This is a genomic window from Pseudomonas sp. Gutcm_11s, from assembly GCF_028649395.1.
GTDB lineage: Bacteria > Pseudomonadota > Gammaproteobacteria > Pseudomonadales > Pseudomonadaceae > Aquipseudomonas.
The window spans coordinates 16,107-27,948 of record NZ_JAQSUW010000018.1 but is presented as its reverse complement, the minus strand read 5'-3'; the positions used below and the strand labels follow the sequence as shown (position 1 = coordinate 27,948).

Below are 11,842 nucleotides of genomic sequence, written 5' to 3'. Positions count from 1 at the left end.
TCTGCCCCCCTCGTCAAAGATCAGGACAACCACCCGCAAGGAGTTCCCATGCACGCATTCAACCGTCTCGCCGCCACCATCGCCCTCGGCCTGGCCACTGTCGCCAGCCTGCCGGCCATGGCCGACGAGCCACGCTACAACCAGGTGTCGCTGCGCGCCGAAGTCAGCCAGGAAGTGGCCCATGACCGCATGTACGTCACCCTCTACACCGAGGCGCAGAGCGATGACCCGGCCGAGCTGGCCGTCAGCGTGACCAAGACCCTCAACGCCGCCATCGACAAGGCGCGCAAGGTGCAGGGCGTGAAGGTCAGCCTGGGCAGCCGGCAGAGCTACCCGGTGTACGAGAACGAAGGCACCAAGATCAGCGCCTGGCGCGAGCGCGCCGAGCTGCGCCTGGAAAGTGCCGAGTTCGCCCGCCTGTCGCAGCTGTCCGCCGACCTGCTCGGCGAGCTGAAGATGGCCGACATGAGCTTCGCCGTGGCCGAGGACTCGCGCAAGACCAGTGAGGACCAACTGATCAAACAGGCCGTCGAGGCATTCAAAGCCCGCGCCCAGCTGGCCACCGATGCCGTCGGCGGCAAGGGCTACAAGCTGGTCAGCCTGAACCTCAACAGCGGTGGCTTCCAGCCGGTGATGCCGATGCGCGCCATGGCCATGGATCGCGGCAGCTTCAGCAAGAGCGAAGCAGCACCGCAGATCGAGGCCGGCACCAGCCGCGTGAGCATGAGCGCCGATGGCGTGATCGAGGTGCAGCTGCCCTGATAGGCAGCGCGGCGCCACTGCGGGCGGCAGTGGCGCCTCCCTCTTCTGTCTGTGGCAGGACAGGCATTCTCTGCAACGAATTGCACCTGCATCACAGCTTCTACACTCAAGGGCGCTCTTCGCTTGTCCACGGCACATGCCGTGCATAGCCTCACCCGGTGCCGGCATGGTGCTCAGGGATAAAACCAAGAACGAACATGAGGTCAACATGCGCAATCACGCCGCCCTTCAGGCGCTTCTCGCGGCCGGGCTGATCGCCGCCGCCCCGCTCGCCAGCGCCGCCAGCAACCTGGTGTTCTGCTCAGAAGGCAGCCCCGCCGGCTTCGACCCCGGCCAGTACACCACCGGCACCGACTTCGATGCCGTGGCGGAAACCATGTTCAACCGCCTGACCCAGTTCGAGCGCGGCGGCACTGCCGTAGAGCCGGGCCTTGCCGAGAAGTGGGAAGTCACGCCCGATGGCCTGACCTACACCTTCCACCTGCGCCAGGGCGTGCAGTTCCACGCCACCGACTACTTCAAGCCGAGCCGCGCATTCAACGCCGACGATGTGCTGTTCACCTTCCAGCGCATGCTCGACAAGCAACACCCGTTCCGCCAGGCCTACCCGGCCGAATTCCCCTACTTCACCGACATGGGCATGGACGCCAACATCGCCAAGGTCGAGAAGCTCGACGAACACAGCGTCAGGTTCACCCTGAACAGCGTGGACGCCGCCTTTATCCAGAACCTGGCGATGAGCTTCGCCTCGATCCACTCCGCCGAATACGCCGAGCAGCTACTCAAGGCCGGCAGGGCCGCCGACATCAACCAGAAGCCGATCGGCACCGGCCCCTTCGTGTTCAAGCGCTACCAGAAGGACGCGCAGATCCGCTTCACCGGCAACCAGGCGTACTGGAAGCCGGCGGACGTGAAGATCGACAACCTGATCTTCTCCATCAACACCGACGCCTCGGTGCGCATGCAGAAGCTCAAGAAGGGCGAATGCCAGGTCAGCCTGCTGCCGCGCCCGGCCGACCTCGAAGGGCTGAAGAAAGACCCGAACCTGAACATGCCCTCGCAGCCGGGCTTCAACCTCGGCTACATCGCCTACAACGTGCAGCACAAACCCTTCGACCAGCTCGCCGTGCGCCAGGCGCTGGACATGGCGGTGAACAAGCAGGCGATCATCGACGCCGTGTACCAGGGCGCCGGCCAGCTGGCGGTGAACGGCATGCCGCCGACCCAGTGGTCCTACGACACCAGCATCAAGGACCCGGCCTACGACCCGACCAAGGCCCGTGAGCTGCTCAAGGCCGCCGGCGTGGCCGAAGGTACCGAGATCACCCTGTGGGCCATGCCGGTGCAGCGCCCGTACAACCCCAACGCCAGGCTGATGGCCGAGATGCTGCAGGCCGACTGGGCCAAGGTCGGCATCAAGGCCAGGATCGTCAGCTACGAGTGGGGCGAGTACATCAAGCGCGCCAAGGGCGGCGAGCACGACGCCATGCTGATCGGCTGGAGCGGTGACAACGGCGACCCGGACAACTGGCTGGGCACCCTGTACGGCTGCGATGCGGTCGACGGCAACAACTTCTCCAAGTGGTGCGACAACGACTACGACAAGCTGATCAAGCAGGCCAAGGCCAGCACCGACCAGGCCACCCGCAGCGAGCTGTACCGCCAGGCCCAGCACATCCTCAAGGCCCAGGTGCCGATCACCCCGATCGCCCACTCCACCGTCTACCAACCGATGCGCAAGACCGTGCAGGACTTCCGCATCAGCCCGTTCGCCCTCAACTCCTTCTACGGTGTGAGCGTGGGTAAATGACCCCTCGGGTAGCGGGCCGCTGCGGCCGCCCGCTGCTCGCGCACAAGGATCGATTCATGCGCAGTATCCTCATGCTCGTGGCGCTCGGCGTCAGCCTGCCGCTATTCGCCCAGCAGTCGCTGGTGGTCTGCTCCGAGGCCAGCCCGGAAGGTTTCGACATCGTCCAGTACACCGCCGCGACCACCGCCGATGCCTCGGCCGAGACGGTCTACGAACGCCTGGTGCAGTTCGCTCCCGGCAGCACGCGCATCGTCCCAAGCCTGGCCGAAAGCTGGGAGATCGGCGCCGACGGCCTGACCTACACCTTCACCTTGCGCCAGGGCGTGAAGTTCCATGAAACGCCCTGGTTCAAGCCCACCCGCGAGCTGAATACCGACGACGTGCTGTGGAGCTTCGAACGCCAGCGCGACAAGGAGCATCCCTGGCACGAACTGGCGCCGCGCGGCTTTCCCTATTTCGAGGCCATGGGCTTCGCCGAGCTGATCGACAAGATCGAGGCGCTCGACGAGCACCGCGTGCGCTTCACCCTCAAGCACCCCGAGGCGCCCTTCCTCGCCGACCTGGCCATGGGCTTCACCTCGATCTATTCCGCCGAGTACGCTGAACAGCTGCTCGACGCCGAGACGCCGGAGAAGCTCAACAGCCAGCCGATCGGCACCGGCCCGTTCGTCTTCGAACGCTATGCCAAGGACGCCCAGGTACGCTTCGCCGGCAACCCGAACTACTGGGGCGGCAAGCCACCGCTCGACCGCCTGTTGCTGGCCATCACCCCCGACCCCAACACCCGCGTGCAACAGCTCAAGGCCGGCGCCTGCCAGGTCGCCGTGTTCCCGCGCCCCAGCGACGTGCCGGCGCTGCGCGAGAACAAGAACCTGCAGGTGCTGGAGCTGGACTCGCTGCTCACCGCCTACGTCGCCATCAACACCCGGCACAAGCCGCTGGACGACGTGCGCGTGCGCCACGCCATCAACCTGGCCTTCGACCGTCAGGCCTACCTGCGCGCGCAGTACGGCGAGGGCAACGCGACTCTGGCGGCAGCGCCCTACCCGGCCACCCTGCTCGGCTACGACGAGCGCCTGCAACCCTGGCCACGCGACCTGGACAAGGCACGCAAGCTGCTGGCCGAAGCCGGCCACGATAAGGGCCTGAAGCTGTCGATCTGGACCCGTCCCGGCGGCGGGCCGACCAACCCCAACCCGGGCATCGGCGCACAGATGCTGCAGGCCGACCTGGCCGCCATCGGCATTCAGGCGGATATCCGCGTGTTCGAGTGGGGCGAGCTGATCAAGCGCGCCAAGAACGGCGAGCACGACCTGGTGTTCATGGGCTGGGCCGGCGACAACGGCGATCCGGACAACTTCCTCACCCCCAACCTGTCCTGCGCCGCCGCCGCGAGTGGCGAGAACCAGGCCGGCTGGTGCAACCAGGAATTCGACCAGCTGATCCGCGAGGCACGCCGAATTGCCGACCCGGAGCGGCGCGCGGCGTTGTATCGTGAGGCCCTGGCGATCTTCCAGCGCGAAGCGCCGTGGATCGCCCTCGCCCATCCCAAGCAGTTCGCCGTGCTGCGCAAGGATGTCGAAGGCTTCGTCCTCAGCCCGCTGGGCTCGAACAATTTCGCCCATGTACGGCGAACACAACCATAAGAAACCTGTTCCAAGCTGCGTGCACCGGAGGCCGGCCTCGACACGGCCGGCGCGCAGCGGACCTCGAACAGGGACTAAGCCCGAACAGGGCAACGACCTGATGATGCGGAGTACCACCACGCGATGCTGTCCTTTATCGCCCGACGCCTGGCGTTGCTAATCCCGACGTTCTTCGGCGTCACCCTGCTGACCTTCGCGCTGATCCGCCTGATCCCCGGCGACCCGGTGGAAGTGATGATGGGCGAGCGCCGCGTCGATCCGCAGATGCATGCCGAAGCCATGCACCGCCTGGGCCTGGACAAGCCGCTGTCGGCGCAATACCTGGACTACATCGGCCAGCTGGCCCGCGGCGACCTGGGCCAGTCGCTGCGCACCCGCGAGGGCGTGTGGGACGAATTCCTCACCCTGTTCCCGGCGACCCTGGAACTGTCCCTGGCCGCGCTGCTGTTCGCCGGCACCCTGGGCGTGATCGCCGGGGTAGTCGCCGCGCTCAAGCGCGGTTCGCTGTTCGACCACGGGGTGATGGGCCTGTCGCTGACCGGCTACTCGATGCCGATCTTCTGGTGGGGCCTGCTGCTGATCATGTTCTTCTCGGTCTACCTGGGCTGGACGCCGGTGTCGGAGCGCATCGACCTGCTCTACGACATCGAACCCAGAACCGGCTTCATGCTGATCGACACCCTGCTCAGCGACGAGGAAGGCGCGTTCAAGGACGCCCTCATGCACCTGATCCTGCCGGCCATCGTGCTCGGCACCATTCCGCTGGCGGTGATCGCGCGCATGACCCGCTCGGCCATGCTCGAAGTGCTCGGCGAGGACTACATGCGCACCGCCCGCGCCAAGGGTCTGTCACCGGCACGCGTGGTGTTCGTGCACGGCCTGCGCAACGCGCTGATCCCGGTGCTCACCGTGTTCGGCCTGCAGGTCGGCAGCCTGTTCGGCGGCGCCGTGCTAACCGAGACCATCTTCTCCTGGCCCGGCATCGGCAAGTGGCTGATCGAGGCCATCGGCGCGCGCGACTACCCGGTGGTGCAGAACGGCATCCTGCTGATCGCCTGCCTGGTGATCCTGGTCAACTTCGTCGTGGACATCCTCTACGGCCTGGTCAACCCACGCATTCGCCACCAGCGCTAAGGAGGCCCGGACATGACGCAATCCAACGCTTCGCCGGTCGCCGACCAGGCCCTGCTCTACCCCTCGCCGCTCAAGGAGTTCTGGCAGGCCTTCCGCCACAACAAGGGCGCCGTCGGCGGCCTGGCCTTCATCCTGCTGATCGTGTTCTGCGCGCTGTTCGCCCCCTGGGTGGCGCCGTTCGACCCCAGCGAACAGTTCCGCGACGCCTTCCTCACCCCGCCGGCCTGGCTCGAGGGCGGCCAGGCGCGCTTCCTGTTCGGCACCGACGAGTTAGGCCGCGACCTGCTCTCGCGGCTGATCCACGGCGCGCGCCTGTCGCTGCTGATCGGCCTGGCCTCGGTGGTGCTGTCACTGATCCCCGGCGTGCTGCTGGGCCTGGTCGCCGGTTTCTTCCCGCGCCTGCTCGGCCCCTCGATCATGCGCCTGATGGACATCATGCTGGCCCTGCCCTCGCTGCTGCTGGCGGTGGCCATCGTCGCCATCCTTGGCCCCGGGCTGCTCAACACGGTGATCGCCATCGCCATCGTCTCGCTGCCGTCCTACGTGCGCCTGACCCGCGCCGCGGTGATGGGCGAGCTGGGCCGTGACTACGTCACCGCCGCCAGACTGGCCGGCGCCGGCCTGCCGCGACTGATGTTCGTCACCGTGCTGCCCAACTGCATGGCGCCACTGATCGTGCAGGCCACCTTGAGCTTCTCCTCGGCCATCCTCGACGCCGCCGCGCTGGGCTTCCTCGGCCTCGGCGTACAGCCGCCGACTCCCGAGTGGGGCACCATGTTGGCCTCGGCGCGCGACTACATCGAGCGCGCCTGGTGGGTGGTGACACTGCCGGGGCTGACCATCCTGCTCAGCGTGCTGGCGATCAACCTGATGGGCGACGGCCTGCGCGATGCGCTGGACCCGAAGCTGAAGCATGCGCAGTGAGGAGCCGCCGATGAGTCTTCTCGAGATCAACAACCTCAGCGTGCGCTTCGGCGCGGCGGATGCCGTGCCGGTGGTCGACGGCCTCGACCTGGCCGTGGACGCAGGCGAGGTGCTGGCCATCGTCGGTGAGTCCGGTTCCGGAAAATCGGTGACCATGCTGGCGCTGATGGGCCTGATCGACACCCCCGGCATCGTCCGCGCCGACAGCCTGCGCTTCGCCGGCCACGACATGCTCGCGCTCAAGGGCCGGCAGCGGCGCAAGGTGATCGGCAAGGACCTGGCCATGGTATTCCAGGACCCGATGACCGCGCTCAACCCCAGCTACACGGTCGGTTACCAGATCGAGGAAGTGCTGCGCCAGCACCTCGGCCTCAAGGGCCGCGCCGCCCGCGCACGCGCCCTGCAGTTGCTGGAGCGGGTGGAAATCCCCGGCGCCGCCAGCCGCCTCGACGCCTACCCGCACCAGCTCTCCGGCGGCATGAGCCAGCGCGTGGCGATTGCCATGGCCATCGCCGCCGAACCCAAGCTGCTGATCGCCGACGAGCCGACCACGGCGCTGGACGTGACCATCCAGGCGCAGATCATGGAGCTGCTGCTCGGCCTGCAGCGTGAACAGGGCATGGCCCTGGTGCTGATCACCCATGACCTGACGGTGGTCGCCGAGACCGCCCAGCGCGTGTGCGTGATGTACGCCGGGCAGGCGGTGGAAGTCGGCAGCGTGCCGGCGCTGTTCGACGCACCGACCCATCCCTATACCGAAGCACTGCTCAAGGCGATTCCAGAACACAGCCTGGGCGCCGCGCGCCTGGCCACCCTGCCCGGCATCGTGCCCGGCCGCTACGACCGCCCCGCAGGCTGCCTGCTATCGCCACGCTGCCCCTATGCCCAGGCGCACTGCCGCGAACAGCGCCCGGCGCTGGAGGCACATGAGCGCGGCGCGGTGCGCTGCTTCTATCCGTTGAATCTGAGCGCGGAGGTCGCCTGATGAGTATCGTCCTCGAAGCCCGCGAGCTGACCCGCCACTACGAGATCTCCCGCGGTCTGTTCAAGCCCAGCGCCCTGGTGCGCGCGCTCAACGGCGTGTCGTTCTCGCTGCAGGCCGGCAAGACCCTGGCAGTGGTCGGCGAATCCGGCTGCGGCAAGTCGACTCTGGCCCGCGCCCTGACCCTGATCGAGCAGCCGACCTCCGGCAGCCTGCAGATCGCCGGGCAGGAAGTCGCCACTGCCGGCAAGGCCCAGCGCAAGCAGCTGCGCCGCGACGTGCAGATGGTGTTCCAGAACCCCTACGCCTCACTCAACCCACGGCAGAAGATCGGTGACCAGCTGGCCGAGCCACTGCTGATCAACACCGGCCTGTCGCGTGCCGAACGCCGCGAGAAGGTGCAGGCGATGATGCAGCAGGTGGGCCTGCGCCCCGAGCACCACCAGCGCTACCCACACATGTTCTCCGGCGGCCAGCGCCAGCGCATCGCCCTGGCCCGCGCCATGATGCTGCAGCCCAAGGTGCTGGTCGCCGACGAGCCGACCTCGGCGCTGGACGTGTCGATCCAGGCCCAGGTGCTCAACCTGTTCATGGACCTGCAGGAGCAGTACGAAACCGGCTACGTCTTCATCTCGCACAACCTGGCGGTAGTGCGCCACGTGGCCGACGAGGTGCTGGTGATGTATCTCGGTCGCCCGGTGGAGATGGGCCCGGCCGAGGCGATCTACCTGCGCCCGCTGCACCCCTACACCCGCGCCCTGCTCTCGGCCACACCGAGCATCCATCCGGACCCGGCCCGGCCGAAGATCAGGATCGCCGGCGAGCCACCCAACCCGCTCGCCCCGCCCGCCGGCTGCGCCTTTCACCAGCGCTGTCCGCACGCCAGCGAACGTTGCCGCGTGGAAGTGCCACAGCTACGCCTGCTCGATGCACGCCAGGTGGCCTGCCACCACGCCGAACAGATCGCCGGCTAGCGGCCGACGGCCACCGGCACCGCACGGCCGCGCTCGACGCGGGTGAGGTAGACCGCGTCCGAGCCCTGGTGATCGTTGGGGCCGAAACGCACGGGGAAGCCGCCGAGGTTGATATCCAAGGACTGCAGCGCCTTCACCAGGCGCCCGCGGTCCACCTGCGGCCCGGCGCGGCGCAGCGCCTCGACCAGCACCGCAGCGCCGATGTAGCCCTCCAGCGAGGCATAGCCGAGCGTGCCGCGCATGTCCTTTTGGTAGTCGCGCACCAGGCGCAGCGAGGCATCCTCGGGCGACGGCACCACTTGCGAGATGTACACGCCGTCCGCCTCCGCACCGGCCTCGGCGATCAACCGCTCGGTGCCGACGAAGGACACGCTGAAGAAGCGTGCCTGTATGCCCTGGGCACGCGCCTCACTCATGGCCCGCGCCAGCTGCCGGTAGGTACCGACGAAGAACACCGCTTCCGGCTGCACCGCGCGCAGCTGTGCTACCGCGGCGCCGACCTCCAGGGAATTTCGCAGGATGCGCGCCTCGGCCTCGACCTGCAGGCCACGCTTGGCCATCGCCGCCACCAGGCCACCCTTGACCGTTTCACCGAAGGAGTCGTCCTGCATCAGCAGGGCCACGCGCTTGAGCTGCAACGCCTCGGTCATGTGCTTTACCAACAGCTCGGATTCGGCAAAGTACGAGGCCCGCACGTTGAACACCCAATGGTGCGGCGGGTTGCGCAGCACTTCGGCGCCGGACAGGGGGAACAGGTATGGCACGCCAGCGGCCTGTGCCACCGGCATCGCGGCGCGGGAGGTCGGCGTGCCCACGTAGCCGAACAGGGCGAAGACGCTGCGCGAATCGATCAGCTCTTCGGTGAGGCGTGCGGTGCGCGAGGGCTCGTAGCCATCGTCACGGACGACCAGGGTCAGACGCCGGCCATGCACGCCGCCCGCGGCATTGACCCGATTGAAGTAGGCCTGGGCGCCGTCGCGCATGCCCTGGCCCAGCCCGGCCGCCAGCCCCGTCTGCGCGTTGACCATGCCCAGCAGCACCTCGTCGGCCTCGACCCCGGCCTCGGCCCTCGCCTGGGCGCCACAAAGCAACATGGCGGGAAGGGCCAAACAGCACACCAGCTGTCGCAACATCATCACACTCCAGTACCCGCTTCTTCTTGTTTGCGGTTCGTCATGAACCTGGCAGACGGGATGCATGCCGCCAGCTTAGCCCTATTGATCCGACCCGGCAGCCTTGGCGAACGCTCTCCTGATGCGAGTCAGCCCCTGAAGAAACAGTAGAACTCGCGCAGGTCGGCCTGGGCGTCGCTGACGCTGACCTGGGTGAAATGCAGCGGATGACGCGGCGTGCACTGGGCCAGGCGCCACTGGTCCAGCGGGTGCAACCAGCCGAGCACGGGGTAACCGCCCATGGTCTGCCGGTCGGCCTGCAGGATGATCGGCTGGCCGTCCGGCGGCACCTGGATCGCACCACGGCTCATGCCCAGCGACCACTGCCGCTGCGGCGGTGCCAGCGGCTCGCCGAGCAGCCGCGCGCCCATGCGGTCGGACTGCGGGCTGAGCTGCCAGGCCTGGGCGAAGAAGCTCTGCAGCTGCTCGGCGGCGAATTCCACCGCATCGCCGCCGGTGATTACCCGCAGCAGCGGTATGGCCCGGTAATCCGGCTGGAATGGCCAGGGCACGCTGGCGGCGCGCTCGCCCGTGGCGGTCCCACAGGGCAGCAGATCGCCCGCGAGTAAGCGCCCGCCGCGCCCGTTCAGGCCACCCAACTCCTCGCGGACCTGGGTGCTGACGCTGCCCAGCACCGGCAGCGCCTGAAAGCCACCCGCCGCAGCCAGATACAGGCGCTGGCCGCTGCGGGCGAAGTCGATATGCAGGCGCTGGCCGGCGCGCACGGCGAAGCGCGACCAGGCCAGCAGCGGCGCATCGTCCAGGCGGGCTGTCGCCGGCGCGCCGGTCAGCGCCAGGCAGGTGTCGACCTCGGCCAGCAACTCCACGCCGCCCAGGGCAATCTCCAGCAGCGGCGCCCCCCAGGCATTGCCCAGCAGGCGATTGGCCCAGGCCGCCGCGTGCCCGTCCTGCGCGCCGCTCGGCGACACACCCAGGTGTTGCCAGCCCTGCCGGCCGGCATCCTGCAGCAGGCTCAGCGGCCCCGGCTTGAGTACGCGCAGGCCGCTCACCCGGCCAGCTCCCGGCGATAGGTCGCCTCGTCGATGGGCAGGAAACGCACCCGGTCGCCCAGCGTCAGCGGACAGGGCGGCGTGCTGGTCGCCGCGAACAGGCGCCAGGGGCACAGGCCCAGCAGGTGCCAGCCACCCGGCGAGGCCTGTGGATAGATGGCGGTTTGCCGTTCGGCGATGGCCAGGCTGCCGGCTGGCACCGCGGTACGGGGCGAAGCCCGGCGCGGCAGGGCCAGGCGTTCGTCCAGCTCACCCAAGTAGGCGAAGCCCGGCGCGAAGCCGATGGCGCCGACGCGGTACTCGCGCCCGGCGTGTAGCTCGATCACCTGCGCGGTGGACAGGTTGCAGGCGCGCGCCACCTCGGCCAGGTCCTCGCCGGCGTACCACACCGGGATCTCGTGCAAGCGCCCAGCGCAGGCTGGTGCCGGCGCGACCAGCCAGGCTTCCAGCAGCGGCGCCAGGCGCGCGGCCAGTTGCTGGTGGTCGGTGCGCAGCAGGTCGTAGTGCAGCAGCAGGGTGGTCCAGCCGGGCACCAGGTCGAGCAGCAGCTCGCCAAGCTCGGCGCGGATACGCTCGGCCAGGGCGGCGATGCGCAGCGGTAGACCGTCATCCGGTTGTTCGGCCAGCACCAGCAGCAAGGCCTCGGCGCCAGCCGGCTCCAGACGGATCACAGGGCGTCCAGCTTGGCCCGCAGACGCCGCAGCACGGCCAGCGATTCGGCATTGTCGCCATGCACGCAGAGGCTGTCGGCACGCAGCTGCAGCCGCTTGCCATCAATATCGGCGAACGGCTCGCCAGCGGCGATGGCCAGGGCCTGGGCGAGGATGCGCTCGGGGTCATGATGCACCGCGCCGGCCAGGCGCCGCGGCGCCAGTTGGCCGTCGGCGAGGTAGGCGCGGTCGGCGAAGGCCTCGAACAGCAGCGGCACGCCGGCCGCCTCGGCCAGGCGCCGTTCGCGGCCGTTGTCGGCCAGCGCCAGGACCATCAGCGGCAACCCGGGACGGTAGGCGGCGCAGGCCGCCAGCACCGCTTGCAGCAGTGCGTCATCGCGCACCAAGTCGTTGTACAGCGCGCCATGCGGTTTGACGTAGGCGAGTTCGGTGCCGGCGGCGCGGCAGAAGGCGTCCAGCGCGCCGAGCTGGTACAGCACCAGCGCCGTCACTTCCTCTGGGCTGCAGCTCAGGTGGCGACGGCCGAAGCCCTGCAGGTCGGGATAGGACGGATGCGCGCCGATGGCCACGCCGTGCTGCACGGCCAGGGCCACGCTGCGCTGCATGATCAGCGGGTCGCCGGCGTGGAAGCCGCAGGCCAGGTTGGCCTGGTCGACCAGCGGCATGGCGTGTTCGTCGTCGCCCATGCGCCAGGCGCCGAAGCTCTCGCCCATGTCGCAGTTGAGAAGGATGCGTGTGTTCATGCCGGCAGCTTAAA

11 protein-coding genes are annotated in these 11,842 nt (G+C 68.4%); 7 read left to right on the top strand and 4 right to left on the bottom strand.

Annotated features, from left to right (window positions below):
• Positions 1–48: 48 nt before the first annotated feature.
• From PTT45_RS21625 to PTT45_RS21595, 7 genes are all read left to right on the top strand, one after another.
• A complete protein-coding gene (locus tag PTT45_RS21625) occupies positions 49–762 on the top strand; it encodes an SIMPL domain-containing protein (RefSeq protein ID WP_273816062.1) in 714 nt (237 codons plus the stop codon).
• Positions 763–970: 208 nt separating this feature from the next.
• The gene (locus tag PTT45_RS21620) at positions 971–2,572 is read left to right on the top strand and encodes an ABC transporter substrate-binding protein (RefSeq protein ID WP_273816061.1); all 1,602 of its coding nucleotides are present in this window, start codon (positions 971–973) and stop codon (positions 2,570–2,572) included.
• A 56-nt stretch (positions 2,573–2,628) separates the two neighbouring features.
• On the top strand, positions 2,629–4,218 hold the full coding sequence (locus PTT45_RS21615; RefSeq protein ID WP_273816060.1) for an ABC transporter substrate-binding protein: 1,590 nt from the start codon (positions 2,629–2,631) through the stop codon (positions 4,216–4,218).
• A gap of 123 nt (positions 4,219–4,341) precedes the next feature.
• Positions 4,342–5,352 carry an ABC transporter permease subunit gene (locus PTT45_RS21610; protein ID WP_273816059.1) on the top strand — a complete coding sequence of 337 codons (1,011 nt, stop codon included), beginning with the start codon at positions 4,342–4,344 and terminating at the stop codon, positions 5,350–5,352.
• 12 nt (positions 5,353–5,364) lie between these two features.
• Entirely contained in the window at positions 5,365–6,276 is a 912-nt protein-coding gene (locus PTT45_RS21605) for an ABC transporter permease subunit (RefSeq protein WP_273816058.1), read from the top strand.
• A gap of 10 nt (positions 6,277–6,286) precedes the next feature.
• A complete protein-coding gene (locus PTT45_RS21600) occupies positions 6,287–7,261 on the top strand; it encodes an ABC transporter ATP-binding protein (RefSeq protein WP_273816057.1) in 975 nt (324 codons plus the stop codon).
• Entirely contained in the window at positions 7,261–8,232 is a 972-nt protein-coding gene (locus tag PTT45_RS21595) for a peptide ABC transporter ATP-binding protein (RefSeq protein ID WP_273816056.1), read from the top strand. The genes PTT45_RS21600 and PTT45_RS21595 overlap by 1 nt, the downstream gene beginning before the upstream one ends.
• On the opposite strand, the gene PTT45_RS21590 is transcribed toward PTT45_RS21595, so the two are convergent.
• From PTT45_RS21590 to PTT45_RS21575, 4 genes are all read right to left on the bottom strand, one after another.
• On the bottom strand, positions 8,229–9,365 hold the full coding sequence (locus tag PTT45_RS21590; protein ID WP_273816055.1) for an ABC transporter substrate-binding protein: 1,137 nt from the start codon (positions 9,363–9,365) through the stop codon (positions 8,229–8,231). The two genes, PTT45_RS21595 and PTT45_RS21590, sit on opposite strands and share 4 nt — an antisense overlap.
• A gap of 128 nt (positions 9,366–9,493) precedes the next feature.
• Entirely contained in the window at positions 9,494–10,414 is a 921-nt protein-coding gene (locus tag PTT45_RS21585) for a biotin-dependent carboxyltransferase family protein (protein ID WP_273816054.1), read from the bottom strand.
• Positions 10,411–11,085, bottom strand: a complete 675-nt coding sequence (pxpB, locus tag PTT45_RS21580; RefSeq protein WP_273816053.1) for a 5-oxoprolinase subunit PxpB — start codon at positions 11,083–11,085, stop codon at positions 10,411–10,413. Before pxpB ends, PTT45_RS21585 begins: the two co-directional genes overlap by 4 nt.
• Positions 11,082–11,828, bottom strand: a complete 747-nt coding sequence (locus PTT45_RS21575) for a 5-oxoprolinase subunit PxpA (RefSeq protein WP_273816052.1) — start codon at positions 11,826–11,828, stop codon at positions 11,082–11,084. Before PTT45_RS21575 ends, pxpB begins: the two co-directional genes overlap by 4 nt.
• Positions 11,829–11,842: the final 14 nt, after the last annotated feature.

What these genes read in the sequence shown, in the direction of transcription:
- PTT45_RS21625 (WP_273816062.1), top strand. Translation starts at nt 49, where the DNA reads ATGCACGCATTCAACCGTCTCGCCGCCACCATCGCCCTCGGCCTGGCC.
- PTT45_RS21620 (WP_273816061.1), top strand. Translation starts at nt 971, where the DNA reads ATGCGCAATCACGCCGCCCTTCAGGCGCTTCTCGCGGCCGGGCTGATC.
- PTT45_RS21615 (WP_273816060.1), top strand. Translation starts at nt 2,629, where the DNA reads ATGCGCAGTATCCTCATGCTCGTGGCGCTCGGCGTCAGCCTGCCGCTA.
- PTT45_RS21610 (WP_273816059.1), top strand. Translation starts at nt 4,342, where the DNA reads ATGCTGTCCTTTATCGCCCGACGCCTGGCGTTGCTAATCCCGACGTTC.
- PTT45_RS21605 (WP_273816058.1), top strand. Translation starts at nt 5,365, where the DNA reads ATGACGCAATCCAACGCTTCGCCGGTCGCCGACCAGGCCCTGCTCTAC.
- PTT45_RS21600 (WP_273816057.1), top strand. Translation starts at nt 6,287, where the DNA reads ATGAGTCTTCTCGAGATCAACAACCTCAGCGTGCGCTTCGGCGCGGCG.
- PTT45_RS21595 (WP_273816056.1), top strand. Translation starts at nt 7,261, where the DNA reads ATGAGTATCGTCCTCGAAGCCCGCGAGCTGACCCGCCACTACGAGATC.
- PTT45_RS21590 (WP_273816055.1), bottom strand. Translation starts at nt 9,365, where the DNA reads ATGTTGCGACAGCTGGTGTGCTGTTTGGCCCTTCCCGCCATGTTGCTT.
- PTT45_RS21575 (WP_273816052.1), bottom strand. Translation starts at nt 11,828, where the DNA reads ATGAACACACGCATCCTTCTCAACTGCGACATGGGCGAGAGCTTCGGC.